Annotated in this window: 32 protein-coding genes; 27 read left to right on the forward strand and 5 right to left on the reverse strand. The window is 55.1% G+C overall.

Going from position 1 to position 26,744, the window contains the following annotated elements; genetic code table 11:
• Nucleotides 1-30: 30 nt before the first annotated feature.
• Both V4835_RS03495 and ygjG read right to left on the reverse strand, forming a co-directional pair.
• Nucleotides 31-573 carry a fimbrial protein BcfA gene (locus V4835_RS03495; RefSeq protein ID WP_063144878.1) on the reverse strand — a complete coding sequence of 181 codons (543 nt, stop codon included), beginning with the start codon at nucleotides 571-573 and terminating at the stop codon, nucleotides 31-33.
• A gap of 514 nt (nucleotides 574-1,087) precedes the next feature.
• On the reverse strand, nucleotides 1,088-2,467 hold the full coding sequence (gene ygjG, locus V4835_RS03500) for a putrescine aminotransferase (protein WP_063144877.1): 1,380 nt from the start codon (nucleotides 2,465-2,467) through the stop codon (nucleotides 1,088-1,090).
• Between the two features lie 435 nt (nucleotides 2,468-2,902).
• Here ygjG and V4835_RS03505 point away from each other — a divergent pair, with 435 nt between their 5' ends.
• Nucleotides 2,903-4,423: a methyl-accepting chemotaxis protein gene (locus tag V4835_RS03505; protein ID WP_331411193.1), complete on the forward strand. Its 1,521-nt coding sequence runs from the start codon at nucleotides 2,903-2,905 to the stop codon at nucleotides 4,421-4,423.
• A gap of 336 nt (nucleotides 4,424-4,759) precedes the next feature.
• A complete protein-coding gene (locus V4835_RS03510; protein WP_331411194.1) occupies nucleotides 4,760-6,319 on the forward strand; it encodes a methyl-accepting chemotaxis protein in 1,560 nt (519 codons plus the stop codon).
• On the opposite strand, the gene V4835_RS03515 is transcribed toward V4835_RS03510, so the two are convergent.
• On the reverse strand, nucleotides 6,316-6,810 hold the full coding sequence (locus tag V4835_RS03515; protein WP_331411195.1) for a PadR family transcriptional regulator: 495 nt from the start codon (nucleotides 6,808-6,810) through the stop codon (nucleotides 6,316-6,318). The two genes, V4835_RS03510 and V4835_RS03515, sit on opposite strands and share 4 nt — an antisense overlap.
• A 147-nt stretch (nucleotides 6,811-6,957) precedes the next feature.
• Here V4835_RS03515 and V4835_RS03520 point away from each other — a divergent pair, with 147 nt between their 5' ends.
• Nucleotides 6,958-7,722 (forward strand): siderophore-interacting protein, encoded by a 765-nt coding sequence (locus V4835_RS03520; RefSeq protein ID WP_331411196.1) that lies wholly within the window; start codon nucleotides 6,958-6,960, stop codon nucleotides 7,720-7,722.
• On the opposite strand, the gene V4835_RS03525 is transcribed toward V4835_RS03520, so the two are convergent.
• Nucleotides 7,723-8,892 (reverse strand): DNA repair protein, encoded by a 1,170-nt coding sequence (locus tag V4835_RS03525; RefSeq protein ID WP_331411197.1) that lies wholly within the window; start codon nucleotides 8,890-8,892, stop codon nucleotides 7,723-7,725.
• Between the two features lie 432 nt (nucleotides 8,893-9,324).
• Between V4835_RS03525 and V4835_RS03530 the strand changes: the two genes are divergently transcribed.
• Both V4835_RS03530 and V4835_RS03535 read left to right on the forward strand, forming a co-directional pair.
• Nucleotides 9,325-9,828 carry a hypothetical protein gene (locus V4835_RS03530; RefSeq protein WP_331411198.1) on the forward strand — a complete coding sequence of 168 codons (504 nt, stop codon included), beginning with the start codon at nucleotides 9,325-9,327 and terminating at the stop codon, nucleotides 9,826-9,828.
• Nucleotides 9,825-10,172, forward strand: a complete 348-nt coding sequence (locus V4835_RS03535) for a hypothetical protein (protein ID WP_331411199.1) — start codon at nucleotides 9,825-9,827, stop codon at nucleotides 10,170-10,172. Before V4835_RS03530 ends, V4835_RS03535 begins: the two co-directional genes overlap by 4 nt.
• Before the next feature lie 55 nt (nucleotides 10,173-10,227).
• Here the strand turns inward: V4835_RS03535 and V4835_RS03540 are convergent, their stop codons facing one another.
• Nucleotides 10,228-10,803: a phage repressor protein CI gene (locus V4835_RS03540; RefSeq protein ID WP_063144870.1), complete on the reverse strand. Its 576-nt coding sequence runs from the start codon at nucleotides 10,801-10,803 to the stop codon at nucleotides 10,228-10,230.
• 229 nt (nucleotides 10,804-11,032) lie between these two features.
• Here V4835_RS03540 and V4835_RS03545 point away from each other — a divergent pair, with 229 nt between their 5' ends.
• The 22 genes from V4835_RS03545 (at nucleotide 11,033) to V4835_RS03650 (ending at nucleotide 26,738) form a co-directional block, all read left to right on the forward strand.
• Nucleotides 11,033-11,371 carry a DUF5347 domain-containing protein gene (locus V4835_RS03545; RefSeq protein ID WP_331411200.1) on the forward strand — a complete coding sequence of 113 codons (339 nt, stop codon included), beginning with the start codon at nucleotides 11,033-11,035 and terminating at the stop codon, nucleotides 11,369-11,371.
• A 68-nt stretch (nucleotides 11,372-11,439) separates the two neighbouring features.
• A complete protein-coding gene (locus V4835_RS03550; RefSeq protein WP_331411201.1) occupies nucleotides 11,440-11,667 on the forward strand; it encodes a DUF2732 family protein in 228 nt (75 codons plus the stop codon).
• Entirely contained in the window at nucleotides 11,667-11,888 is a 222-nt protein-coding gene (locus tag V4835_RS03555) for a TraR/DksA family transcriptional regulator (protein ID WP_331411202.1), read from the forward strand. The genes V4835_RS03550 and V4835_RS03555 overlap by 1 nt, the downstream gene beginning before the upstream one ends.
• A 1-nt stretch (nucleotide 11,889) precedes the next feature.
• Nucleotides 11,890-14,079 carry a replication endonuclease gene (locus V4835_RS03560; protein ID WP_331411203.1) on the forward strand — a complete coding sequence of 730 codons (2,190 nt, stop codon included), beginning with the start codon at nucleotides 11,890-11,892 and terminating at the stop codon, nucleotides 14,077-14,079.
• A 109-nt stretch (nucleotides 14,080-14,188) separates the two neighbouring features.
• On the forward strand, nucleotides 14,189-14,629 hold the full coding sequence (locus V4835_RS03565) for a DinI-like family protein (RefSeq protein WP_063144865.1): 441 nt from the start codon (nucleotides 14,189-14,191) through the stop codon (nucleotides 14,627-14,629).
• Nucleotides 14,630-14,808: 179 nt separating this feature from the next.
• The gene (locus tag V4835_RS03570; protein ID WP_023309248.1) at nucleotides 14,809-15,012 is read left to right on the forward strand and encodes a tail protein X; all 204 of its coding nucleotides are present in this window, start codon (nucleotides 14,809-14,811) and stop codon (nucleotides 15,010-15,012) included.
• Nucleotides 15,003-15,224 (forward strand): HP1 family phage holin, encoded by a 222-nt coding sequence (locus V4835_RS03575; protein WP_029741404.1) that lies wholly within the window; start codon nucleotides 15,003-15,005, stop codon nucleotides 15,222-15,224. Before V4835_RS03570 ends, V4835_RS03575 begins: the two co-directional genes overlap by 10 nt.
• Nucleotides 15,208-15,717 (forward strand): lysozyme, encoded by a 510-nt coding sequence (locus V4835_RS03580; protein WP_331411204.1) that lies wholly within the window; start codon nucleotides 15,208-15,210, stop codon nucleotides 15,715-15,717. Before V4835_RS03575 ends, V4835_RS03580 begins: the two co-directional genes overlap by 17 nt.
• Nucleotides 15,714-16,139, forward strand: a complete 426-nt coding sequence (lysB, locus tag V4835_RS03585; protein WP_059446181.1) for an Rz-like lysis system protein LysB — start codon at nucleotides 15,714-15,716, stop codon at nucleotides 16,137-16,139. Before V4835_RS03580 ends, lysB begins: the two co-directional genes overlap by 4 nt.
• Nucleotides 16,027-16,272 (forward strand): Rz1-like lysis system protein LysC, encoded by a 246-nt coding sequence (gene lysC, locus V4835_RS03590; protein ID WP_229226321.1) that lies wholly within the window; start codon nucleotides 16,027-16,029, stop codon nucleotides 16,270-16,272. The genes lysB and lysC overlap by 113 nt, the downstream gene beginning before the upstream one ends.
• Complete coding sequence (locus V4835_RS03595; protein ID WP_331411205.1) at nucleotides 16,235-16,702, forward strand: phage tail protein; 468 nt, start codon at nucleotides 16,235-16,237, stop codon at nucleotides 16,700-16,702. The genes lysC and V4835_RS03595 overlap by 38 nt, the downstream gene beginning before the upstream one ends.
• Before the next feature lie 105 nt (nucleotides 16,703-16,807).
• Nucleotides 16,808-17,449 (forward strand): phage baseplate assembly protein V, encoded by a 642-nt coding sequence (locus tag V4835_RS03600; RefSeq protein ID WP_063144861.1) that lies wholly within the window; start codon nucleotides 16,808-16,810, stop codon nucleotides 17,447-17,449.
• The gene (locus tag V4835_RS03605) at nucleotides 17,446-17,796 is read left to right on the forward strand and encodes a GPW/gp25 family protein (RefSeq protein WP_063144860.1); all 351 of its coding nucleotides are present in this window, start codon (nucleotides 17,446-17,448) and stop codon (nucleotides 17,794-17,796) included. The genes V4835_RS03600 and V4835_RS03605 overlap by 4 nt, the downstream gene beginning before the upstream one ends.
• Before the next feature lie 5 nt (nucleotides 17,797-17,801).
• Nucleotides 17,802-18,710, forward strand: coding sequence for a baseplate assembly protein (locus tag V4835_RS03610; RefSeq protein ID WP_331411206.1), 909 nt, complete (start codon nucleotides 17,802-17,804; stop codon nucleotides 18,708-18,710).
• Nucleotides 18,703-19,233 (forward strand): phage tail protein I, encoded by a 531-nt coding sequence (locus V4835_RS03615; RefSeq protein WP_063144858.1) that lies wholly within the window; start codon nucleotides 18,703-18,705, stop codon nucleotides 19,231-19,233. The genes V4835_RS03610 and V4835_RS03615 overlap by 8 nt, the downstream gene beginning before the upstream one ends.
• An 11-nt stretch (nucleotides 19,234-19,244) precedes the next feature.
• Nucleotides 19,245-21,398 carry a phage tail protein gene (locus V4835_RS03620; protein ID WP_331411207.1) on the forward strand — a complete coding sequence of 718 codons (2,154 nt, stop codon included), beginning with the start codon at nucleotides 19,245-19,247 and terminating at the stop codon, nucleotides 21,396-21,398.
• A 2-nt stretch (nucleotides 21,399-21,400) separates the two neighbouring features.
• Nucleotides 21,401-21,838, forward strand: coding sequence for a tail fiber assembly protein (locus V4835_RS03625; RefSeq protein WP_331411208.1), 438 nt, complete (start codon nucleotides 21,401-21,403; stop codon nucleotides 21,836-21,838).
• 393 nt (nucleotides 21,839-22,231) lie between these two features.
• Entirely contained in the window at nucleotides 22,232-23,419 is a 1,188-nt protein-coding gene (locus V4835_RS03630) for a phage tail sheath protein (protein ID WP_331411209.1), read from the forward strand.
• 11 nt (nucleotides 23,420-23,430) lie between these two features.
• The gene (locus V4835_RS03635) at nucleotides 23,431-23,949 is read left to right on the forward strand and encodes a phage major tail tube protein (RefSeq protein ID WP_023309235.1); all 519 of its coding nucleotides are present in this window, start codon (nucleotides 23,431-23,433) and stop codon (nucleotides 23,947-23,949) included.
• A gap of 56 nt (nucleotides 23,950-24,005) precedes the next feature.
• Nucleotides 24,006-24,314: a phage tail assembly protein gene (locus tag V4835_RS03640; protein ID WP_029741760.1), complete on the forward strand. Its 309-nt coding sequence runs from the start codon at nucleotides 24,006-24,008 to the stop codon at nucleotides 24,312-24,314.
• Nucleotides 24,315-24,346: 32 nt separating this feature from the next.
• The gene (locus tag V4835_RS03645) at nucleotides 24,347-24,466 is read left to right on the forward strand and encodes a GpE family phage tail protein (protein WP_023616176.1); all 120 of its coding nucleotides are present in this window, start codon (nucleotides 24,347-24,349) and stop codon (nucleotides 24,464-24,466) included.
• Nucleotides 24,459-26,738 carry a phage tail tape measure protein gene (locus V4835_RS03650; RefSeq protein WP_331411210.1) on the forward strand — a complete coding sequence of 760 codons (2,280 nt, stop codon included), beginning with the start codon at nucleotides 24,459-24,461 and terminating at the stop codon, nucleotides 26,736-26,738. The genes V4835_RS03645 and V4835_RS03650 overlap by 8 nt, the downstream gene beginning before the upstream one ends.
• The last annotated feature ends 6 nt before the right edge of the window (nucleotides 26,739-26,744 follow it).

A 26,744-nucleotide genomic window follows, 5' to 3' on the forward strand; every position in this document is an offset into this window, starting at 1 on the left:
AATTCCGAGGGTGTTACTGCAGCTAACGAATCAGGAGTAAACCATCTGGAATGTTGCAGTAGAGGATACGTTACCCGGCGTGGCCGCACCGGTAGCGATATAGTCAACGCTCAGCGGAATGGTGTTCTCGCCATTGATCAGCTTAATGGTGGAGGAGGTATCGCCGAGGTTGAGTACGTTACCATCCGGTCCAAACAGTTGCAGGGCAACGTTACTCGCTGAGCCAGCACCTGCGGTGTTAGCCAGTGAACCTGCCAGGGCAGCGTCTTGCTGACCGTTGAAAATCACAGCGGCGTTCTGGCTTACCGTGGTGTCACAATCTTCCAGAACGATTTTGAAATCTTCTTTCTGGTTCGCCTGCATCCCTTTTGCGGTCAATTTCACAGTACGAACCTGGCTCAGCGTTACGGTCTGATCGACGGAGTCAGCTGCGACAGAACATGCAGCATTAACAACCTGGCCAACGAAGTTGACCGTACCGCCAGAAACCGTTACGGTGTCTGCCTGTGCGTTCATTGCGACGCCACTTACCATTGCCGTTGCAATGACCATTGCTAAAACGTGCTTTTTCATACAAATCCTTTTAAATAAACATCTTTCTGTCAAATTGAAATTGAGTAAAAGCTAAACGCTTTCACAGCGCGAACTTGAATGGTGATTAACAAATTTCGCTCTTTAGAATATGCATTTCGCATAATGGATGGGCTTATTTAACAGCTCTTTTCATCATGTTCATGATGTTCCGCGGAAGGTATTTTAGGAGTCGTGAAGTATTATTTCAATGTATGGCGATGTAATGTGTCGTTAGATTTTTTTAGGTTTGATTTTAGTATTAATTAATATTTTAAATTGATGGGTGAGAGGGGCTTTTAAACAAATTTTTACGGTGGGATCCCTTTTTGGGGTTTAATATATAAATGGGGTGTATGGATATCGGGTGAGTTGTAAAAAAAGCTATGTGAAAGGAAAAGGGTTTATAATGTTTAACCCGATAAACGTATTTCTGAAATATAATTTTATAATTACATTTTGTAATATTTACACCAGCATGAATTAATTCCCCCTTCAGGTAAGAAGGGGGGATTTATTACATTTCTTCGACACTCACTCTAAGTGCTGCCAGCGCTTTACGTGCCGCTTTCAGCACCTGCTCACACTGCTCAATCGTCAGTGTCAGCGGTGGTTCAATGCGGATGGTTTTCGAGTTGTTGAGCGTTCCGGCCACCAGCACCCGCTGGCGGAACATTTCGCTCGCGAAGCTATAGCCGGTTTCGTTATCGACAAACTCAATCGCCATCAGCATTCCTTTACCGCGCGCGTCCTGCACCAGGTCCGGATACTCCCGGCCTAGCTGACGGAAGCCGTCCAGCAGCATGTCGCCTTTCTGCTCTGCCTGCGCGGGCAGGTTTTGCTCCAGCAGCACGTTGATGGTCGCCAGCGCGGCCGCACAGGCCAGCGGGTTACCGCCAAAGGTGGTGGTATGCAGGAACGGGTTGTCGAACAGCACCGAGAAGACCTCTTCGGTGGCCACCGTCGCGCCAATCGGCATCACGCCGCCGCCGAGCGCCTTCGCAAGACACAGTATGTCCGGCTGAACGTTCTCGTGTTCGCAGGCAAACATCTTGCCGGTGCGCCCCATCCCGGTCTGGACTTCGTCGAGGATCAGCAGGGCGCCAAACTCATCGCACAGCTGACGCACGGCGGGCAGATAGCCCTGCGGAGGGAGGATCACGCCGCCTTCGCCCTGAATCGGCTCCAGGATCACCGCCGCCACGTCATCGCCGGTTTTACGGCATTCGCTCAGCACGGTGCGCATGGCGTTGATGTCGCCAAACGGCACGTGGCGGAAGCCCGGCAGCAGCGGCATAAACGGTTTGCGGAAGGTGGATTTAGCGGTAGCAGACAGTGCGCCCAGGGATTTCCCGTGGAACGCGCCGCTGGTGGCGATAAAGGTGAATTTACCGCGCGGCGACTGGTACGCTTTGGCGAGTTTAATCGCCGCTTCGACCGATTCCGTGCCGCTGTTGCTAAAGAAGCTGTACTTCAGTTTGCCGGGCGTTAAGGCCGCCAGCGTTTTCGCAAGCATGGCGCGAAGCGGGTCTAGCAGTTCCTGGCTATGGAGAGGTTGTTTCGCAAGTTGATTCTGTACGGCGGAAACCACAACTGGATTACGGTGCCCCACGTTGAAAATTCCAAAACCTCCCAGGCAATCTATAAACTCCTGTCCCTGGGTGTCGACAAGCGTGTTCAGACTTCCCGCTTGCCACTCTACGGCTCCGTAATCCCCGCCGGCGGTAACAGATTTGCGATACTCCAGGAACCCTGGATTGACGTGCTCTTTAAAGTAATCGATGACCTCTCGGTTAAGTTGTTTCATCTCCTCATGATCGAGCGTTCGCTTCTCAATGAGATTCAGTGCGTGCGCGGTACAGGCAAGAGCCGAGGCGCTGGAAGGTAACCTGTTCAAAATGTGCTCCCGGGGATCGCGTATCACATGATACTGGATTAAGTATTGCAGGGATTACGCCACTTCAGATGACTTAACGAAAATCGGGATAAACGCCAGGTTAAAATAATGTTGCACAATATTTAATCATGCCGGAGCAACCGAAACGGGATTAAGCGGTACAGGACAGAGAGGGTAAATGAGGGCGGAAAAGCGCAACTGCACTAAAGAAGTGCATTCGCTGCGACTTAAGTGGGCATTAACTGGTCATGCTTTATAGGTAATTTCTTTACGAAAGTATTTGAAATCAATGGATTATAAAATCGTACAAAAAGTATGGTTTAAGTCAAATCTGCGATCTTCATCAAGTTTAACAACTAAAGATAAATTGTTTACCGCCGAAAAAACATTGACCCACAAAATTAACATTCAAATAACCTGCAAGGGATGCCCACGATGTCCTCTCCAACCTATGTCACCCAGAATGAATATCCTCTGGACGATGACACCACCCTAATGTCTACCACAGACGTCCACAGCTATATCACACACGCCAACGACACCTTTGTGCAGGTGAGCGGCTACCAGCTTGATGAGCTGACGGGCCAGCCACACAATATGGTGCGCCACCCCGATATGCCAAAAGCCGCATTTGCCGATATGTGGTACACGCTACAGCAGGGCGAGCCCTGGAGCGGGATCGTCAAAAACCGGCGTAAAAACGGCGACCACTACTGGGTGCGTGCTAACGCGGTGCCGATGGTGCGCCGCGGGCAGGTGAAGGGCTATATGTCCATTCGCACCAAAGCCACAGCGGAAGAGATTGCCGCCGTGGAGCCGCTCTACCGGGCGCTGAATGATGGGCGCTGTAAAAAACGTATTCATAAAGGGCTGGTGGTGGGAAAGGGCTGGCTGGGTAAACTGCCGGCCATGCCGCTGCGCTGGCGCGTGCGCAGCGTGATGACGGCGCTTTTTGCCGTTCTCGCCGCCACGCTGGTCGCGACCTCCGCCGGGGGGATGCCGCTCGCCGCAGCCGCGCTAGTGATGCTGCTGGGGACGCTGCTGTTTGAGCAGCAGATTGTCCGCCCTATAGAGAATGTGGCGCGACAGGCGCTGAAGGTCGCAACCGGTGAGCGCAACAGCGTGCAGCATCTGAACCGCAGCGACGAGCTGGGGCTGACGCTGCGCGCGGTCGGGCAGCTGGGCCTGATGTGCCGCTGGTTAATCAATGACGTGTCGAGCCAGGTGGTGAGCGTCCGTGACGGCAGTGACAGGCTGGCGCAGGGAAATGAAGATCTGAACGATCGGACGCGTCAGACCGTGGCGAACGTGCAGCAGACCGTCGCGACAATGAACCAGATGGCCGCGTCCGTTCAGAGTAACTCTGAAACCGCCGCCGAGGTGGATAAACTCTCCGTGGCCGCGAGCAGCGCGGCGACGAAAGGGGGCAACGCGATGCAGACCGTTGTCAAAACGATGGATGACATTGCCGACAGCACGCAGCGAATTGGCTCGATCACTTCCCTGATTAACGATATCGCTTTCCAGACCAATATTCTGGCGCTGAACGCGGCGGTTGAAGCGGCAAGGGCAGGGGAGCAGGGCAAAGGTTTTGCCGTGGTCGCGGGCGAAGTCCGCCATCTTGCCAGCCGCAGCGCCAGCGCCGCGAATGATATTCGTAAACTGATTGATGCCAGCGCCAGCAAGGTGCAGTCCGGCTCTGAGCAGGTACACGCCGCAGGCCGTACGATGGATGATATTGTCGAGCAGGTGAAAAACGTGACGCAGCTTATCGCCCAGATCAGCCACGCGACGTCCGAGCAGGCAACCGGACTGTCAGAGTTGACCCGCGCGGTAGCCGAACTCGACAGCATCACGCAGAAAAACGCCGACCTGGTCGAGGAGAGCGCCCACATTTCTGCGATGGTGAAACACCGCGCCGGACGCCTTAAGGATGCGGTGACTGTGCTCCATTGAGTCAATAATGTTCCGGAAAAGCCGTTTATTTCGTAAGGAATAAGCGGCGTTTTATTTTCTTGTTGTGACTATTAATGTATTTTATTGTTAATTTAATATTAAATAACTAAAGAAAGTGCCTCAGTTATTTATCCCCGCCTAAGTCAATTATCCAGAATGCTATTTTGAAAAACACCTCTCCGGTGGTCTGGTAACGATCGATGGAGCAATATTAATAGTCTCTACCTATCCATTGTGACGGTTATTAAATAAAAAAACGATCAAACTCATAAAGTTAGCGAAATCGTTACCGATAACAGCGATCGTCTGAGAAATAATCACATCGATGGAGAAAATATGTTCTTACATGACGTAAAGATCGGCACGAAATTATTTCTGGCGTTTGGATTCTTTATTGTCCTGATGGCGATCAGCGCGAGCCTGTCTCTGCTGAGTCTGAACCGGGCCAATAACGGGATGCAATCCATTATTACCAGTGATTATCCGACCACGGTAAAAGCGAACCAGTTAATCGATAACTTCCAGGAATTTATTAGCACTCAGCAGCTGATGCTGCTGGACGAGCAGGGCACCTATACGGGGCAATCTCAGCAGCGCCTGAAAGAGATCAGCGAGCACATCACGGTGATCCTGGGCGAGCTGAACAACGCGCTGCAGGATCAAAAGTCTCAGCAGGTGCTGGCGGATATCCGCAGCGTGCGCCAGCAGTATCTGGACTCGCGCTACCGCATTTTGCAGGCGGTGCAGAACAACAATCGTGCGGGCGCTATTCAGGAGATGATGACCACCACCCTCGCCGTGCAGCAGGCTTATAAAGCGAAGGTGAAGGAGCTGATTACCATTCAAAACAGCGAGATGCAGAGTGCAGGCGCGCAGGTGGAAGGGGATTTCAGGTCTAACCGCCTGCTGCTGATCCTGCTCACGCTCTTTAGCGTCGCGGCAGGCAGCCTGATCGGCTGGTTTATCGTGCGCGCTATCACGCGTCCGCTCGGCGAGGCGGTGCATTTTGCAAAAGCCATTTCAGAGGGCGATCTGACGGGCAGCATCACGCCACACGGCAAAGACGAAACGGGTCTGCTGCTGCATGCGCTGATGGAGATGAAGACGCGACTGCTGGACATTGTGCAGCAGGTGCAAACCGGCTCGGAGAATATCTCCAGCGCCGCCGCGCAGATTGTCGCCGGGAACCAGGATCTGGCCGCGCGCACGGAAGAGCAGGCAAGTTCTGTCGAACAGACCGCCGCCTCGATGGAGCAGATCACCGCGACGGTGAAAAACACCGCCTCGCATACCGGGGAAGCAACCAACCTCTCGGCGGATGCCGCCGCGGTGGTCAAAAACAACGGTGAGATGATGAAGCAGGTGACCAGCAAAATGCGCCTGATAAATGAAACATCCAACCGGATGTCCGACATTATCGACCTGATCGACGCCATTGCGTTCCAGACCAACATTCTGGCGCTGAACGCGGCGGTGGAAGCGGCGCGCGCCGGTGAGCACGGTCGCGGCTTCGCGGTGGTGGCCGGCGAGGTGCGCCAGCTTGCCCAGAAGAGCGCGTCGTCTGCCAGCGAAATCCGCGAGCTGATTGAGAGCTCCACCAGCCAGACTCAGGACGGGATGAACCTGGTCGAAAAAGCGAGTGGACTGATCAACGGGATGGTCGGCAACGTGGAAGAGATGGACGTGATCCTGCGGGAAATTCGCCAGGCCAGCCACGAGCAGACGGAAGGTATCTCGCAGATTAACAGCGCGATTGGCCTGATTGACGCCACCACCCAGCAGAACTCCGCGCTGGTGGAGGAGTCTGTGGCTGCGGCAGCATCGCTTAACGAACAGGCGATGTACCTGAAAGAGCTGGTACGCGTCTTCCGCGTGAGCGAGCGCGCTCCGGCTTAATCCAGCTGGGAGATCTCGAGCGCCGCGCGGTCGATTACGCCGATAATCTGCTTGAGCTGCGCGTCGCTGAGCTCTCCCTGATTCACCTTCAGGTCTAACACCGCTTTGAAGTTATCCAGCGCCCGCTTCATCTGCGGGTTTTTGCGCAGCTGAAACCCGACGGAACGCGCTTTGATACGCGCCTGGATCTGTTCCAGCTGTTCCCGGTTTTCGTCCAGCCAGCGTTGTCCTTCAGCGGTAATCGCAATCTTCTTACGGCCGCTCTCTTCTTCCGTGATGGTGATAAAGGTCTGATCCTGAAGATAATCCAGGGTTGGATAGATCACCCCTGGGCTCGGGGTGTAATTCCCCTGGGTCAGATTCTCGATCTCTTTGATTAGCTCGTAGCCGTGGCTCGCGCTGCGGGTCAGGATATCCAGAATCACCAGCCGCAGATCGCCGTGGCCGAAAAAGCGCGGTCGGCGCCCGCTGCCGTCGTGTTCGTGTCGCATAACAGATCCTTCAATTTGATATATCTAAACTATATCTAAGATATATTCAGATGCAATCTAAAAGATCTTGCATTTTTACTGACTAGTAATCATTATCATTTGAAAATTGATTTAGATATATCGTATTCATCAGAGAAGGGGTTACAAATGGCATCTACCCGTTACCCACAGCGCGTTCGTAATGACCTGCGTTTTCGCGAGCTGACGGTGCTCCGCGTTGATCGCGCCAGCGCGGGTTTCCAGCGCATTGTTTTAGGCGGTGAAGCGCTGGAGGGCTTTAGCTCCCGCGGTTTCGACGACCATACCAAAGTCTTTTTCCCGGCCCCTGGGGCGGTGTTTGTGCCGCCAGTGGTCACCGACGAAGGGATCGACTGGGGCGACGGTGTACGCCCGCAGGCGCGCGACTATACGCCGCTTTACGACGAGGAAAATCATGAGCTGGTACTCGATTTCTTTATTCACGACGGCGGCATTGCCAGCCGCTGGGCGGTCGAGGCGAAAGCGGGGGACAAGCTGACCATCGGCGGCCCGCGCGGTTCGCTGGTGGTGCCGGAGGATTACGCCTGGCAACTGTACGTGTGCGACGAGTCCGGCATGCCCGCGCTGCGTCGACGCTTAGAAAGCATTGCTAAACTGCCGGTTCGCCCGCAGGTTCATGCGGTAGTGACGGTCGGGGACGACTCTTATAAGGAGTATCTGGCGCACCTGAGCGAATTCAACATTACATGGGTGGTGGGCCACAACGCGCAGACGGTAGCGGACCATCTGGCGGCGCTGACCGTTCCGGGGGAAGACTACTTCATCTGGCTGACCGGGGAAGGGAAGGTGGTGAAGACGCTGAGCCGTCAGTTTGAAGCCGACGCGATTGACCAGCAACTGGTGCGTGCCAGCGCATACTGGCACGCCAAATAATCAGGCGGCGGAATCCAGCTGCGCTTCGTTCACCTGATGCTCGAGCGAGGCGCGGACTTCGTGCAGCGCTTTCTCCTGCTGAGCGAAGTACGCTTCCATATTGTTCAGCGACGAGACCAGCAGCCAGGATTCCTCTTTCTCCAGTTCCGCCAGCTCGTTCACTAAGATGTCGATCTGCTCGCGGACCTGCGCCATTTTCTTGCGGATGCGTTCCAGATCGTTCAGCCTGTCGCTTGCCATCAGCGGCTCGAAGCCCTGCTGCAGGCGGGCCACCAGTGAGCGAATGGTTTTAACGTCACCACGCTGCTTCGCCTGATTGAGCTGCACCATCATCGCGTTGGCTTCCTCTTTCAGGTCGTCCGCCACCAGGTCCGGATGGCAGAGCTTGCTTGCCTGCCGCCAGAGACGCTTGAGCTCGTTCCGATCCTCTTCCGAGAGATCTTTCCCTTTGCGCAGCCGCACTTCGGCATCGTGATGTTGCTCGCGATACTTCTCGTACTCTTCGTTAGCCTCGTCGCGGGCCTGACGCGCAGGCTCCTCTTCACGCGTTAAGCCGCTCTCCAGCTCCAGCGCTTCGGCCAGCAGGTTGGCAATCAGATTGCTTTGCTGCTCCAGATGCTTGCGCGCCTCGGCGGCCTGTACGGAGTCGGCCGGGAGATCGCGCCAGCGCTGGGTGAGCGTCGCCAGCACCTCTACCGCCTGCGCCATATAGCGCTGGCAGCGACGGTAATCTTCCTCGCGACGACGCGCTTCCGCCTGCTGACGACGCAGGTTTAGCTCTGCCAGCGTTTTACGCAGGGCGAGGATCTGCTGCATCAGCGGGCCCAGACGGGAGAAATAGAGATCGTTGAATTCATCAAGCTGCTGTACCCGGGCGTTGCGGCGGTCAATCAGATCGCGAAGACGCTCTTCCAGCGCCTTCAGCTCCAGCTTGCTGGCAGCCACCTGCGGATCGCGCCACGGGGTCACGGCGCGCTGGCCCTGCAGCCAGGCGGTAATTGCCGCCATCGCAGAGGTGTAGTTCTTCTCCTCAAGCGCCACGACGATTGCCTGTAGCTCATCGTCAAACGCTTCATTTTTCAGGCGTGTCAGCTGGCTCTCGATGATGTCGTCATCTTCCAGCTCAATGGCATTTTTAATGATTTCTAGCCGTTTGATCGGTGTGCTCATGATGCCTTTCGCTTTGGCGCTTAAGTATTTGAGTTAAGGTTAGTTGTTGTAAAAGCTACAGGAAATAATACACACGGATGATGATCGGCGCGATGGGGGATTTCTTTAGTTTTTAGGGTTGGTGAGCAAAGAGACTGGATGGTTTGGGTTCCCGACTCCCGCTCTGCCAATGCCGCCACGCTTCGCCATGGGGTTCGCAGCGCTTTCTGTGCCAGAGGAGCATCATATAACAATGGCCATTTCATTGTACAAATCGTATTAGTGAATTCCTCAAAATCCAACCTCACGCTCATTTTTATTACACTAAAGCTAAATTTATTTTTTTTAGTTGACCTTTATATCTATGAGTGATTTTTTAATAACGTTCAGGGATGTTAATGCCTCGGTATTGTCTCCCGGGAAATAGGCAATGGTATATATAAAGGTAACGTTATGCGATTTTTAAAATATATAATTATTCCAGCAATAGTGAGTCTTTCTGGCTGTAGCACTTTCTTTCCTGAGCCGAAAATGTACACTCCTCCTCCGAGTAGCGAGGATGTGGCTAAGCTTCGCCTTATTGGCCCGCCGATGAGTTATGGCATCTATCAGTATGATAAAGCGGGTAAAGAAACTGGTGGGTGGGTACTTAAGCACAATCGCTATCTGAACCCGTTCCTGGGGTCGACGAAAGATATTGGTCTCCCTAAAGTTACGGGCAAGAAATATGATAAAGACTATTTTGAAACGCTGATTGTGCCAGAAGAAAAAACGACTATTCAGCACGCTTTATACCAGGGATGTAATGTATCGCTCACCTTCAAACCAGAAAAGAAAAAGATTTACGAAGGGCATATTAGCTATAGTGATAAAACGGGATATTGCGTACTTTATATGAAAGAAGTCGCGCTTGATACCGTCAATGGTATTTATATTGAAAAGGATTTTGTACAGTGAGAGCCATTAATGTTTTAGGCGTGGCGTTAGCCTGTCTCCTGAGCACCTCTTGTGCATCTAACTACGATGGTACTAAGGCGACAAGCCTGGCTCAGTATTCTGAAAAAGAGATAAGGCAGAAGCTGATCCCTGAGGTCACGACCCGCAAAGATGTACTGATTGCTTTTGGCGTGCCTGCAAATACGGCTGACTACAATAATTCGCGCCACTGGGAATATACGTCGCAGATCCTCGATCGTCGTATCTATCTCATCATTCCCCTTAATCTGGATCGCAAGCAGCAACTGTCCGTTGATTTTTCAGACAAAGGAGTTCTGACTTCTTACAACTACATAGAAAAATAGCGTTTAAAATCAATAAAAAGGCTGGCGAATATCGTCAGCCTTGAATCTGGCAGCCTCAGCTCACCTCGCTGTAAATCCCCACCACGCGACCCACCGTTTTTATCTCATCGATACCGCATTCAAACGGAACCTTGCCGCCCGCCACGTGGAGTTTTTTACCCGGCAACAGCGTTAGGTCGCGGATGCTGGCGGTGCCTTCAATCTCAACCAGCCACAGGCCGTCGGTTAACGATGCGTCTTTTTCAATAAAGTGCAGCTTCCCCTCTGCCCGGACGGCGATGCCGCGTGCCAGCGGTTTGCTAAAGACAGCAGAGTCGATACTCAAAATGGTATTTTCTTCCAGTCTTCCATCACTAAGAGTGAACGCGGAAACTGAAACGGGATCGCCCGGCGCGGGGTGGCCTTCAAACTGCGCGCCTTGCCCGGTCATTAGCCAGCGAAGGCTCGCGCCGGTGTCCAGCGCACACTGAACCGCAAAGTCGTAAGAGATAGTACCGCGCGCGTAGCGGTTCTGAAGCGAGCTGGCGGCGATATTAAAGTGCCGGGCCAGTTGGATTTTCTGCGTAAAACCATATACCTGACAGATTCTATCGAGTAACTCTTCATTATTCACTTGAGAATCTAAAATCAAAATATATTCCTTCGAGTGTTTACTAATACTCATTTGAGTATTAGTATCATTGCAAATTCGGGCAATCAGCGGCAGACGTTGGCAAACAGAGGCTAATGATTGCAGACATTATCAAAATGGGAATCATGCAGCATGGCTTCTGAAATCGCAATCCTCAAACGGTGGAAAAAAGCCGTGCTGTGCCCGTTTTCAGCACATTAGCGTGCGGTGAATTTATGCGAGGGGAGATATGGCGATAGAAGCTGCCCGTGCAAGGGTTCCACTTAGCGTGGGAGCGCGTCTTAACGGGCTTAACCACGTCGCTGAACTGCGTGCCCGATACGGGAGCGATAGCGGAAAAGAGCTGGCGCGGTTTATGGCCGAGCTGCGCGATAGGCGCGATCCCTGTTTTGAGGAGAACAGCAGGGCGCTGGCCGCCATCTTTTTCCTGGCGAGATTGCCCGTTGCCCGTCATGAGTGCGATATCAGCGAGCTGACGACTCAAGAGAAAAGGGCGTTGATTAACGCCATGAACCATTTTCGTGCTGTTGTGAGTTTATTTCCTGAACGGCTGACCATGCCGATATAACCCAACCAAAAACCTAATGGCGTAAACCCGCCGGGCACTCTATTGCCTGAAATTAAGGAGAACGCGTGATGCGAAACAGTGAAAACCGCCCTTATCCGATCGGAAGTGAAGAACTGAAGCGCCTGCTGATGGAGGCAAAAACGGAGGAACGATGCGCGCGGGCCCTCGCGGTCTCCCTGCGCCTGGAGGCGCTGGCGAGCCATATCTACAAAACCGGCATGAGCGGAGAGGACGTTGCCGGACTGCTGTGCCACGAGGCGGCCCGCTACGAGCGTGAATCACAGGAGCTGCACTGATGGCCGATTTTATCGATCTTGCGCAGGCGCGCGAGCAGGAGGACAGAGAGCGGTACATTAATTGCGCCCGCAGACGGCCCGCATCGCCTTCGCGTTTCCTCTGCGAGGACTGCGAGGCCCCGATACCGGAGGCGCGCCGAATGGCGGTGCCCGGCGTGGCCCTGTGCGTCACCTGCCAGGAGATCGCGGAGATGAAAAATAAACACGTCCGGGGAGGATAAGTTGGCTACGTCATTTGCTTATCCGTGGAATGCCCCACGGTCGGCCATTGCCAGCCCTTATCTCACCCATGCCCAACAGCAGCGCCGCGATCGCCTTTTCGCGGCGCTGCAGCAGGCAAGAATTTCTCTCTCACAGCAGCCCGACTGCGTACGCTTCGAGGTCTGGCGCACGGTTGATGCCCTCGAACAGCATCGGGGCAGCCCGCAGGCTAACGCCTTTTTGATCCGCTTCTGCAAAAGAATGTCACCCCGCCTGCGGCGGGTCTCTGAACGCTATGCCTGTACAGGCCTGCACGACGAGGTCTCCAGGGCCGTGTTTGAGGGCCATTTCGACACTCAGCTTCTGCAATACCTCGCCTCGCGGATGGTCGAACTGGTTGCCCGCTATAACCGCCTTCCGGATATGTCCCGCGCGGATATCGACCTGCTGGCCGCAGATATCGCCAGCTTTATTCGCGGCGAGCTGGCGAATATTAAGGATGCTGAGATGGGTGAATACCAGACGCTGTACGTCTGGTATCAGCGCGCCGCACTGATCGCCAGGCAGTTCAACGTGTCGCCTCCGCACTGGGAGCGGGTGTCGAAGACGTTTTTCGACAAAGATGACGTTGCTGCTGCGGTGATCCGCATGTTTTCCGAGGCGTGGTGGCGCGGGCGTCTGCGTCGGGTCGCGGCTGCCTGGCGCGAGCATTTGCAGATTGCCCTCGGCAACGTCAGCAAACGGAGAACGGCGTATGCGAGCAAACGCTGCGTGACCGAGTGGCGCGAGCAGAAGCGCCGCACCCGCGAATTTCTCAAGGGCATGGAGCTGGAAGATGAAGAGGGCAACCGCATCAGCCTAATTGAAAAAATCGATAGTTCGGTGGCTAACCCGGCGATACGCCGCTGTGAACTGATGACCCGCATCCGCGGGTTCGAAAATATCTGTGAGGCACTGGGCTATGTAGGCGAGTTCTATACCTTAACCGCGCCCGCGCAGTATCACGCGACGCTGAAATCAGGTTACCCCAACGCGAAGTGGACCGGGGCCAGTCCGGCGGATACGCAAGGCTACCTGACCCGGCTGTGGGCGCGTATTCGGGCAAAACTTCACCGTGAGGGGATCCGTATTTTCGGTATCCGCGTTGCGGAACCCCATCACGACGGTACACCCCACTGGCACATGCTGATGTTTATGCTGCCGGAAGATGTTGAATGCGTTCGACAGATTATCGGGGACTACGCCCGGCAGGAGGATGCCGTTGAGCTGCAGAGCGAAAGCGCCAGACAGGCGCGCTTTCACGCGGACGCGATCGATCCGCAGAAAGGCAGCGCTACCGGCTATATTGCCAAATACATCTCAAAGAATATCGATGGCTATGCGCTCGATGGCGAGACCGATAGCGAAAGCGGCGGATTGCTGAAAGAGACGGCGTCCGCCGTGTCTGCCTGGGCGGGGCGCTGGCACATTCGCCAGTTTCAGTTTATCGGCGGCGCGCCGGTAACGGTCTACCGCGAGCTGCGGCGTCTGGCGGATCCCGAGGCCGCGCGCGGTCTGAGCGTTGAGTTTGCCGCCGTCCATGAGGCTGCCGACGCCGGGGACTGGGCGGGTTACGTCACTGCGCAGGGTGGGCCGTTTGTGCGTCGCGATGATTTACAGGTGCGCACCCTGTATGAGCCGCGCGCCGGGTTTAACCAGTACGGTGAGGAAACGGTCCGCATCCGCGGCGTGTACGATCCCGCCGTTGGCGCGGATAGCCCGATTTTAACCCGACTCACGCAGTGGAAAATTGTGCCGAAGCGGGCCGCGGATCATAAGGACGCGCCTGTATCCTCTCGGAGTTCTGTCAATAACTGTACGCAGACCGATCTTTCTCAACCCCTCAGCCGACGTGCGAGGCGGGCGTTAACCAAACGCATCAAATTCATCCGCCCTGGCGCGTCGTCGCCCATCGTTTTCGCGAGCGATCCGCAGAACGGGGTACCGGAGAAGGTGATCGATGAGATACGGCTCGCCACCGGGATAACCATCAGTCGGGGAGAAGCCCTGCATCTAATGGCGGGAGGCATCAGCCGCTTTAACGATAAATGGTGCAGAGGCGCAGCCGACGGATCGCTATTTCCGGCACCGTGTTCTTACCAGCAAAAGGCGCGGAAAATCCTTGAACGTATTGGGTATTTAACGGATCTCTTCGCTCAGAGAGGCCGCTAATCTCCATCCATATCATGTACATACCGTGAAGGGTTCTGATTTTTCGCTTCACTCTTTTTATGAATACGTGCTACTGTATGTTTATACAGTATCTCGTGGTGGAGGTTGTGTGGACAGAGAGTTGAACGAGCAGGTCATGATTGAACGCGTCGAGCTGATTGCCCGACTGACGACAGAAGGAACGTGTCAGGAAAGAGATCGTGAGATTGCCCTGAATTTGATTGCTGAGATTGCGCGGGGAAATTTAATCAAGAACAACGCGTTTACCGTTGTTTTCTCAGCGTCACCTGTTCCGGAACGAATCAAAAAAGAGGGCAACGTTCGGGTGAACATTACTCTCGATAAAGACCAGCAGATTGGCCATGCCGTCGTTGAAGCCTTTCAGTGCGAACTGACCCGCAGAATACGATCCCTGTTTCCGTCATCGCGGGTGAACGTGAAAATAGGATCGGTGACGGGGGTCGAGCTCCAGGGGCTTGAAAAAGAGGCCGATCGCGAAATGCTGGACGCTATTCTCCGGGAAGTCTGGGAAGACGAGAGCTGGCGCTAGCCCCGGCGTCATCACCCGTACCAACACCCTCATTCCTATTTTGCGCTTCCGTTGTACCACGCTTCGCTGCTCGCGGACGATCTGTTGTGCCCGCGATTGTCCATCCGCCAGCGATAGCGAAAAGCCTGCTGGCCCGGGAAACTCTACGGTACCTGGTAACCGGATGTTGGGAGCGTCTGATGAAAATCTATGCAATGCAGGGGGACACGCTTGATGCCGTTTGCGCCCGCTTTTATGGGCGCACGGCTGGCGTCGTTGAAGCCGTTCTGAAGGCCAATCCTGGCCTCGCGGAGTTAGGCGTTATCTTGCCTCACGGCACGCCGGTAGAGATGCCGGAGGTGAATAGCGCCCCCACAAAAGAATCCGTAAACCTATGGGACTGAGCCTGGAGAAAATTACCACGTTTATCGCCTACTGGCTGGCCGTGGCGCTGGCCTGGTTCGGGGCGATGTCTCCTGAGAAAGTCGCGCTGTACGTGGGGAGTCTTTGCGCCATTTTTACCGCGCTGACGAATTACTGGTTTAAGCGCAAAACCTGGCGCTATCTCCAGTCTCTGGGCCTCGATAAGAAGAGCATTCGTGAACTCAATCATTAAGCGTTGCAGCGTCGCCGGCGTGCTGGCCCTGGCGGTGCTGATGCCTGACTTTCGATTACTGAAAACGTCCCCGGAGGGGCTGGCGTTGATTGCCGACCTTGAAGGATGCCGCCTCTCGCCCTACCGGTGTAGTGCTGGTGTATGGACGTCAGGCATTGGCCACACGGCAAACGTTGTGCCGACGCGAGACATTACCGAGCGTGAGGCTGCGGTAAACCTGGTCGCTGATGTGCTCAACGTTGAGCGGCGTCTGGCGGCGTGTGCGCCGGTAGAGATGCCGCCCCGGGTCTACGACGCGCTGGTGAGTTTTACGTTTAATGTCGGCGCAGGCGCCGCCTGCCGTTCGACGCTGGTGTCCTTTATCAAACGTAAGCAGTGGCCGCAGGCATGCGGGCAGCTTACCCGCTGGGTATACGTCAACGGCGTCAAAAATGCCGGGCTGGAAAATCGTCGCGTTCGCGAGCAGGCCTGGTGCATGAAGGGGCTGCCATGAGAACCCTCATGCTGGCGCTGGCCGGGCTGCTGGCCATCACGCTGTGGCTTCGCCATGACAACCTGAACCTGTCCCGTTCCTTAGCCACGGCCAACCGGGTCGCCAGCGAGCAAAAAACGGCCCTCGCCACGCTTAACCAGCAGCTGTCCCTGTCGCAGCGGATGGCCAGAGCAAATGAAAACGCCCAGGTCAGGCTCCGTGAGGAGCTTGTTACTGCGGGCGAGGAGAGGGCAAGACGGGAAGCGACTATCGGGAGATTACTCAATGAAAATGAAGCGTTACGCCGCTGGTATACCGCTCAGCTGCCTGATGCTGTCCGCAGGCTGCACACCCGCACCGCCTGCGCCTCCGCAGCCCATTGTTTACAACGCCTGCCCGAAGGTGAGCCGCTGCCCGATGCCGGGAAGCGAACCCGCCACTAACGGCGATCTCAGCGCGGATATTCGCAGGCTGGAATACGCCCTCATCGCCTGCGCGCTGCAGGTTGAAACCATCAAAGACTGTCAGGATAAACTCGATGCACAAACTCAAGAGCCTGCGTCAGGCATTAATTGACGCGATCCCCCAACTCAATGCCAACCCGGAACGCCTGCAGATGTCGGTCGGAAGCGGCAATATTGACGCCCGACTGGCCTCCTCGCTCTCCTTTGAAAAGCGGTATGCGCTGAACGCGAAGGTCAGCGCTTTCACCGGCGACAGCGAGGGCATTTTCGTCCCGGTACTGGCCTGGCTTCGGGAAAACCAGCCGGATATTTTTACCCTCGATGAAGGGCGCAAAAACGGTTACACCTTCGCGATCGTCTTGAACGATGACGATACGATGGATATCACCATCAGCGTGCAATTAACCGAGCGTATTCTTGTTTCCCAGGGTCAGGGCGCTCTGCACGCGACGTATTCCCCCGAGCCGCCGCTGCCGGAGCCCGTCACGCGGCCGAAGGCGCTATACATCAACGGCGAGCTGGTCAGCCAGTGGGAGGAGTAAGTTCCCCGCGCTGAAGGCCGCCTGCCGTCTGGACCGCTTGTTGTATCATCCCGCAGAAAACCCCGTCTCGTTGCTGCCGTTCTTCCTGAACGGCATTCTCTTCTCATGAATACATTAACTTCCATGAACGGTATCGCTCGCGCGATCCGCAATCTGATTCGTATCGGTATTGTGACCGACGTTGACCTCAACAGAGGGCTTTGTCGTGTCCAGACCGGCGGGATGAAAACCACCTGGCTGAACTGGCTAACCTGTCGTGCGGGACGTTCGCGCGTCTGGTGGGCTCCTTCCGAGGGAGAGCAGGTGCTGCTGCTGGCCATCGGTGGGGAGCTTGATACCGCCTTTGTGCTGCCCGGCATTTTCTCTGACGACCATCCGGCGCCGTCCGGATCGCCTGACGCGTTCCACGTTTCGTTCCCTGACGGCGCGGTGATCGAGTACGAACCCGGGCGCGGGGCGCTGACGGTTGCAGGGATTAAAACGGCCGATATTACCGCCTCTGAATCGCTGACCGCCACCGTGCCGGAGGTGCGGGTGACGTCAACGTCCCGCATCACGCTGGATACGCCTGAAGTGGTGTGTACCAACAGGTTAATTACCGCCTCTCTTGAAGTGCAGAAGGGCGGCGTGATGGCCGGAAATATCGAGCATTCCGGCGGTAAATTCACCTCCAACGGGGTGCAGGTGGACAACCACGCGCACGGCAGTGTGCAAAGCGGCGGAAGCTGGACTAAGGGGACACAATGACGGTGCGTTACAGGGGGATGAACAGGCAGACCGGGCTTAGCATTTCAGAGGCTGAACACATCCGGCAAAGCGTGCGCGACATTCTGGTCACGCCGATCGGCTCGCGGGTCATGCGGCGGGATTACGGCTCGCTGCTGGCGGCGATGATCGACAGGCCGCAGAGTCCGGCGCTGCGTCTGCAAATCATGGCCGCATGTTATTCCGCCATCCAGCAATGGGAGCCGCGGATAAGCCTGACGGCCATCACTTTCGAGCGTTCGGAGAACGACGGGACGTTGTATGTCGATATCACCGGCACGCGCCCGACCTCCGGACAATCCTTTTCTATCACCATTTCACTGAGTTAAACGCTATGGCTATTGTTGATCTGAGCCAGCTCGCCGCGCCTGATGTCGTGGAGGAGGTGGATTATGAAACGCTGTTGGCAGAACGAAAGGCCACCTTTGTCTCCCTCTACCCGGAAGAGGAGCGAGAGGCGATTGCACGCACGCTGACCCTGGAATCCGAGCCGATTGTGAAGCTGCTGCAGGAGAACGCCTACCGGGAAGTTATCTGGCGCCAGCGGGTTAATGAGGCTGCGCGTGCGGTTATGTTGGCCTATGCCGCGGGCCGCGATCTGGACCAGATTGGGGCAAACGCTAACCTTCAGCGTCTGGTCATTATCCCTGCCGATGACACCACGTTCCCGCCCACTCCTGCTGTGATGGAGTCCGATACCGATTTTCGTCTGCGGATCCAGCAGGCGCCGGAAGGGCTGAGCGTAGCCGGTTCGACGGGTGCGTATCAGTTCCATGGTCGGAGTGCAGATGGCCGGGTCGCGGACATTTCCGTAATTAGCCCACAGCCGGCAAACGTCACGGTCTCCGTGCTTTCCCGGGAGAATAACGGCGTGGCGTCTGAGGAACTGCTCACCGTTGTTCGCAATGCGCTGAACGATGAGGACGTCAGGCCTGTCGCCGACCGCGTCACCGTCCAGTCGGCCAAAATAGTTGACTACAGCATTGAAGCATCGCTTTTCCTTTTTCCCGGTCCCGAAAGTGAGCCGGTACTCAACGCGGCAAGAGCCCGGTTACAGGCCTATATCACGGCCCAGCATCGGCTGGGACGCGATATCCGCAAGTCCGCCATTTACGCTGCACTTCACGTTGAAGGGGTGCAGCGGGTGGAGCTGACCGTACCCGCGGCTGACATCGTGCTTGATGAAACTCAGGCCTCATGGTGCAGCCACTACAGCGTAACCGTGGGGGGAAACGATGAGTAATACGCGTCTTCTACCGGTTGGCTCGTCGCCGCTTGAGGTGGCGGCGGCACGCGCCTGCGCGGACATCGAAAACACGCCCGTTCCGCTGCGCCATCTCTGGAGTGCGGACACCTGCCCGGCGAATCTGCTGCCCTGGCTGGCATGGGCGTTTTCGGTTGACCGCTGGGATGAGAACTGGCCGGAGGCCACCAAGCGGGATGTCATCCGCGCGGCGTGGTTTATTCATGCCCACAAGGGAACGATTGGCGCCGTGCGCCGCGTGGTGGAGCCGCTTGGCTATCTGATTAACGTCACCGAGTGGTGGCAAACCAACGATCCGCCCGGCACCTTCCGCCTTGATATCGGCGTGTTGGACACGGGAATCACCGAGGAAATGTATTACGAAATGGAGAGGCTTATTGCCGATGCAAAGCCTGCCAGCCGCCACCTTATTGGCCTGAATATCATCCAGGACATTCCGGGTTATCTCTATACCGGGGCCCTGAGCTATGACGGCGACATCATCACGGTTTATCCCGGATAAGTGAGAACACAATGACAGTGAAATATAAAACGGTAATCACCAAAGCCGGTGCCGAAAAACTGGCTGCAGCGACCGTCCCGAACGGCAAGAAAGTCAATTTTACGGCGATGGCCGTGGGTGACGGTGGAGGTTCGTTGCCGGTGCCTGATGCCGGGCAGACGAAGCTGGTTAATGAAGTCTGGCGCCACGCGCTGAATAAAATCAGCCAGGACAATAAAAAACGTAACTATGTGATTGCCGAACTTCTCATTCCTCCAGAAAGCGGTGGTTTTTGGATGCGGGAGATGGGGCTCTATGATGACACGGGGACACTGATTGCCGTCGGCAACATGGCGGAAAGCTATAAGCCGTTGTTGGAGGAAGGGTCCGGCCGTGCGCAGACCGTGAGGATGGTGATCATGGTCAGTGATATTGCCTCTGTCGAGCTCTCTATAGATACGTCTACGGTAATGGCGACCCAGGAGTACGTAGATGAGAAGTTCGAAGATCATGAACAGTCTCGCCGCCATCCTGATGCAACGCTAACGGCTAAAGGGTTTACCCAGCTTAGTAGTGCGACTGACAGCTCCTCAGAAGTGCTGGCTGCGACGCCGAAAGCGGTTAAGGCTGCCTACGACCTCGCCAGCGGGAAGTATACGGCTCAGGATGCGACCACAGGACAGAAAGGGATTGTTCAGCTCAGTACCGCCATTGACAGCACGTCTGAGGCGTTTGCGGCCACTCCAAAGGCCGTGAAGACCGTCAGCGATAATGTCGCAATGCTGAAAAACAGTCTCGGCGATGCTGCTTTCAGGAATGTGGCGGGCAAATTCACGGCTGAACTAATTCCTGTTGGATATAAAGGAATTTTCACATCAGAAACGTATCATGGTCCAATTGATTTTGCTACGTATGAATTCGTTGTAGGTGAATCATTATTTATTGATGCACGCTATTCATTCAGTAATCCGCCGTTTCTGAATCAGGATTTTTATTTCATTACTGTTATCAACGCTACTGGTCCTGCACAGGGTGGAAGGGTAAGCAGACCATTAATTCAGTTTGTAAGCTATTCGAACCCAACTGCGATTTATGCTATCCGTGAGGATGATGGGGCTACTATTAGCTGGCGGTATTTTCAGAATCTAAAATTTGATGAGGGTACCCATAATATTACTATTCCAGGTGATATTAGAGCGCTTAATGGAGGAGTTCAGTTAAGCCAAAACACAATTTCCATCCGAGGTGCAGGTAATAAACACCTATGGTTTTATGACCCAAATGGAAAAGAAATGGGGCTGGTGTATGCCTCAGACGATAAAGTGCTGCACCTGCGGGCGGGGGAAGGTCCTGCGATTAATATTACTTCAAATGGTACTCTGGAAGTGCCCGGACCGGTAGGCAGTGAAGGTTTCTATAAGGTAGAACCATCCGGGTCTTACGGCTGGTATGGGGCTGGGGGCTTTGTTAACCAGTATTCAAACACAGCACCTTTTATTATTCCGTTACGATATGCCACGCCAAAGGGGCAGTCTATATACCTCCCCATAATTAAAGGGCTGTCACAAACAGATTATCATGGCTACGGCTCAGCTGTAAGTTTCGGGATTTTACGCTCAGGATTAGGCGACTTTGGTTCCGCAGTAATTCAGGTTATTGGAGATAACGGTAGCGGTGCCATATTGGCATTTAATGCAAATGGTAGATTAGACGTGCCATCGCAAGTTTATAGTGGGGGTCGAGTCGATGCTGCTGGAGATATTACTTCTGCCGCAAATATATATGCATCAGGTCAGCTTAATTCTGGTGGGAATATAGTTGCTGGTCAGGGGGTTTTTGAATCCGGTGGACAGGTAAGAGTTTACTCATCAAATAACCCGCCCCCAAATCAGTCGGGGTCAACAAATACCGGGAATTATTCCGCCTATTACCGTCACGGTAATGGACAGATTTTCATGCAGTGTATTGGTGGTGTGTATTCCAGTTCACGAACAAACCCGGACGTCACCGTATATTTACCAGCATCATTCCCGAACGGGATTCTTGCGATTTCAGGTTCATACAGCGGAAATGGTGGTAATGATTCGGATTCATGGTGGTCAGCTTCTGCTGTAAGCGCAAACGCTTTCAACTTGCACACACGCAATACGGATGGCACATTCTCTTTTGTGGTAACAGGATACTAGTTATGCATAGTCAGTTATTCAGCAATAAAACGCGCGGCTTTTATCCGATAAAAAGTCTGCGCTATTACAAGTCTGTTAACGCTCTGCCGGATGACCTTGTTCGGGTCAGTGATTCAGAACATGAAAAATTTGTCGGCGCTGCCCCCGTTAACTGCGCCCCCGGTTACAACGTCGAGAGCAAACAGATGGAGTGGGTCACTGTAACCGCACCGGTCAGGACACCAGAAGAAACCCTCGCAGCTAATCGCAGAGAGCTATTGAGCAGGCAACGAGAGGCGGCGGTTAGCGCTTTTCCGCTGCAGTCTGCAGTTGATTTGGGGATTGCCACCGAGGAAGAAAGAATACAACTGGAAGAACTGAAAAAATACGTTGTTGAACTGACGGGGGTTGACCTCATTACGCCTGACTGGCCTAAAGCTCCCGAGTGGATATCTGTTTAAACTGTCTTTTTTTATAAAGAAAAGGCCCGCATTACGCGGGCTATTTCTTATTTGTAGGGGCGTCCCTCATATTCTTCTTTCTGTTCCATCACCGACAAAAAATTTCAACCAGCAATAACCCAAAATCCATCATGCAGTCAGAAAGCCTGTTAACCAGAGTAAAATCGTCATCACCTCGTTGATGGCGCAACGATATCGATAATATTCAATCATTAATCATGGTTATCGACGATCAATGACTCATGATTGATCGCTCAAAACGATCGGTCACCTTTCCCGCGTGGGTCAACCACTCACTGTGCGTTGTGCTGTCTTACCTCCAACGGCATTACGTTTCATAACTCCCCCGCCCAAGAGAAACTAGTCTCACCACTAAACGAAGGAGTTAACCGGATGGGCGACTATCACCACGGCGTGGAAGTTATCGAAATCAACGATGGCACCCGCACCATTTCCACCGTCTCGACGGCAATCATCGGCATGGTCTGTACGGCCAGCGATGCTGACGACAAGACATTTCCTTTAAACGAGCCTGTGCTCATTACCAACGTGCAAAACGCGATTGCGAAAGCCGGCAAGGCGGGGACGCTGTCCGCTTCTCTGCAGGCGATCGCCGACCAGTGCAAACCGGTTATCGTTGTTGTTCGTGTGGCCGAAGGTACCGCAGAAACCCCGGAAGAGGCGCGCAAGCAGACCGTTTCCAACATCATCGGTACCACCGATGAAAACGGTAAATATACCGGCCTGAAGGCGCTTCTGACCGCGAAAACGGTAACCGGCGTTAAGCCGCGTATTCTCGGGGTGCCGGGGCTGGACTCTCAGGAAGTGGCGACCGCACTGGCCGCCATGTGCCAGAGCCTGCGCGCGTTCGGCTATGTCAGCGCGTGGGGCTGTAAAACCATTCCTGAGGCGATCGACTACCGCAAAAACTTCAGCCAGCGCGAGCTGATGGTTATCCATCCTGATTTTCTGGCATGGGATACCACCACGAACGCAACGACGACGGCCTGGGCAACCGCCCGCGCGCTTGGCCTGCGCGCCAAAATCGACCAGACAATCGGCTGGCATAAAACCCTGTCAAACGTTGGCGTCAACGGCGTTACCGGCGTAAGCGCCTCAGTCTCCTGGGATCTGCAGGAACAGGCTACCGATGCGAACCTGCTCAACCAGGCTGGCGTTACTACGCTGATTCGCAACGACGGCTTCAAATTCTGGGGTAACCGTACCTGTTCTGACGACCCGTTATTCGTCTTTGAAAACTACACCCGTACCGCGCAGGTGCTGGCCGATACCATGGCGGAAGCGCACGCGTGGGCGATGGATAAACCCATCACGCCAACGCTTATCCGCGACATCGTTTCCGGTATTAACGCCAAGTTCCGCGAGCTGAAAACCAACGGCTATATCGTCGACGGCTCCTGCTGGTATGACCCAGAGTCTAACGATGCATCAACCCTGAAAGCGGGGAAACTGTATATCGATTACGACTACACCCCTGTCCCGCCGCTGGAAAATCTGACCCTGCGCCAGCGCATCACCGATACCTATCTGGCAGACCTGTCAGATTCGGTTAACAGCTAAGGAGCTGAAGCATGGCGTTACCACGCAAACTTAAGTATCTGAATATGTTCAACGATGGCCTGAGCTATATGGGCGTTGTTGAGTCTGTGACCCTACCGAAGCTTACCCGCAAGCTGGAGAAGTATCGCGGCGGCGGTATGCCGGGCTCGGTCTCTGTCGACCTCGGCCTGGACGATGATGCCCTGGCGCTGGAGTGGACCGTTGGCGGTCTGCCGGACGCCGCGCTGTGGGCTCAGTACGCCTCTCCGGGCGCGGATAGCGTGCCGCTGCGCTTTACCGGCTCTTATCAGCGCGATGATACCGGTGAAATCTCCGCCGTCGAAATCGTCATGCGCGGCCGTCATAAAGAGTTTGATGGCGGTGAAAACAAGCAGGGCGAGAGCGGCACCACCAAGATGTCCACCGAATGCGCTTACTACCAGCTGACCATTGATGGCAAAGAGATCATCGAAATCGACATCATCAACATGGTGCTCAAAGTCGATGGCGTCGATCGCCTGGCAGAACACCGTAAGGCCATCGGCCTGTAACCCTTTAACCGGCCGGAATTACCGGCCGGTGAGTTAACTTTCTGAAGAGTAACGAAATGGAAAATATCAACGAGACCGCCATGAACGAAAGTGAAAACCCACATATCGTCACGCTTGATAGCCCCGTTCAGCGCGGCGAGCAAAAAATTGAAAAGGTAACGGTTTCTAAACCCAATGCGGGGACCCTGCGTGGGGTATCGCTGGCGTCGCTGGCGCAATCTGACGTCGATGCGCTGATTAAGGTGCTGCCGCGAATGACCTCCCCGGCGCTGACCGAACATGAGGTGGCGCGCCTGGATGCCTGCGATCTGCTCTCTTTTGCAGGTAAGGTGATCGGTTTTTTGTCACCGGCTTCGGCTCGCTGAAATTTCCCGAAAATGTGTCGGTCGACGATCTGATGGCGGATATCGCGGTGATCTTTCACTGGCCGCCGTCAGAACTGTACTCCCTTAGCGTGACCGAACTCCTCTTATGGCGCGAAAAAGCGCTGCAGCGAAGCGGAAACCACCATGAGTAATAATGTCAGACTTGAGGAGCTGCTTAAGGCAGTCGACCGGGCAACCCGACCGCTTAACGCTCTCCAGAACGCCAGCCTCACTCTCGCGAGCGATATCCGCGATGCGCAGACGGCGCTGGGGGCACTCGATGAGCAGGCGGGGCGTATTAACGGCTTCAGGAAAGCAAACGCCCAGCTCACCGTGACGGAGCAGTCGCTTGCTCAGGCGAAACAGCAGGCAGCGGCGCTGGCGGTGCAGCTTAAAAACACGCAAAACCCCACCCAGGCACAGGCTGATGCGCTGACTGCAGCCCGAAAATCGGCGGCCGACCTTAAGCTTGAGTACAACAGCTTACGCTACTCGGTACAGCGTCAGCGCACTGAACTCGCTCAGGCGGGAGTTAACACGCGCACGCTCTCGTCGGATGAGCGTCGTTTGCGCACCCACATCAGCGAAAAAACGCAGCAGCTTAACCGACAGCGTGATGCGCTGGCCCGCGTCAATCAGCAGCAGGAGCGGCTGAGTACCGTTCAGAATCGCTACGAGTCAGGCAAACGCGTTACCGCGCGGGTGCGTCAGCTTGCGAATGCGGGCGTGGGCATGGCAAAAGCGGGCTTTGACCAGACGTCCCGGTTTATGGCGCCTGGCATCAGCTTTGAAAAGCAGATGTCGGCCATTCAGGTAAATCTTGGTCTGGCGAAGGGAGATCCCCGGCTTGAGGCGATTCGCCAGCAGGCGCGGGAGGTCAGTGCCAGGACCGGAGTCCCTGCAGATACGGTCCTCCGGGCACAAACCGAACTGACTCGTTCAGGCTATGACGCCGATGGGCTGCTTGCGGCCACCGCGCCAACGGTCAACCTCAGCCTGGCGGGGAGTGTCGACGCGGCTAACGCGGCCGATATGATCGCCAGTACGCAGGCCGCGTATAGCCTGGCCGATGCGGACGCGGGACGCATCGCAGATGTGCTTACGCGCGGTTTTACCTCTTCGAATACCAGCCTCGCTGAGATGGTGGCGGCCGTCACCTCTGCTGCGCCCGCTGCGGGTGCATCCGGTATGGGGCTTGAAGAGACCACCGCGCTGCTGGGCGTTCTGGCGGAAAAAGGAATGAAAGGCGCTGCCGCCGGGGACGCGCTCAGCGCGATGTTGCGCCATGTTCAGACTCCGGATGCCATAAAAGCCGCAGGGGCGCTGGCTTCCGCTGCGGGTGATGGATCGCTTGATGAAAAACGCCAGCAGCTGCAGGGGGCAAAAGGCAGTACCGCGATTGCGGCGTCCGTGCAGACCGACAATCTTGACGGCGATATCAACCGATTCCAGGCCGCGTGGAACGGGTTGAAGATTGATGTATTTGATAAAGCGGATGGCGCTCTGCGCAACCTGATAACAACCGCAACCGGCTGGCTTGGCACGGCCTCTCTTTGGGTGAATGCCAACCCTGAGCTGACGCAGACCCTCGCCAGCATCGTTGTCGGCGCGCAGGCGTTTTCTGGCGTACTGGGCGGCGTAGGCACGGTTATCGGCCCGGTTCTGACGGGCGTCAATATGGTTATTACCGCGGCCGGGATGTTGGGAACGGTATTCAGCGTGGTGGGCGGCGCCATCATGACGGTGCTAGGTGCCCTTAGCTGGCCGGTAATTGCCCTTGGCGCGGCGATTGCTGCCGGTGCCTTACTGATTTTTAAATACTGGGAGCCCATCAGCGCCTTCTTTGGCGGGGTGATGGAAGGACTTTCGACGGCTTTCGCACCGCTGGGTGCGCTGTTCTCACCGGTGATGGCGGTGTTTGACTCTATCTCGGAGAAGCTGGGCGGTATCTGGCAATGGTTCACCGACTTGATTACGCCGATCAAGGCGACGCAGGAAACGCTGGATGGCTGTAAAAACGCTGGCGTGATTTTTGGTCAGGCGCTGGGCGATGCGTTAATGGCCCCGCTTGATCTCTTTAACAGCCTGAGCGGCAAGGCCAGCTGGCTGCTGGAGAAACTCGGTCTTATCAAAAACGAGTCGGGCGATCTCGATGCCGCTGCGGCAAAAGCAGAAGCAGCATCTTCACCGGCGGGCAGCGCTTATATTCCGGGCGCGGGGATCTCTGGCGGCAGCCTGGGGTATCAGCCGACCATCGCTACAGGAGGACGCTCTTACGTCGATCAGAGTAAAAGCGAATATAACATCACGCTGCAGGGGGGCACGGCCTCCGGAACGGATCTGACGCGTCAAATCCGGGAGGTAATAGATAACATTGAACAGGATAAAGCGAGACGGCAGCAATCCAGCTTTACGTATGGTTGAGGAGAG

The organism is Enterobacter cloacae complex sp. CARB60, assembly GCF_036487345.1.
In the GTDB taxonomy this organism is placed as follows: domain Bacteria; phylum Pseudomonadota; class Gammaproteobacteria; order Enterobacterales; family Enterobacteriaceae; genus Enterobacter; species Enterobacter asburiae_D.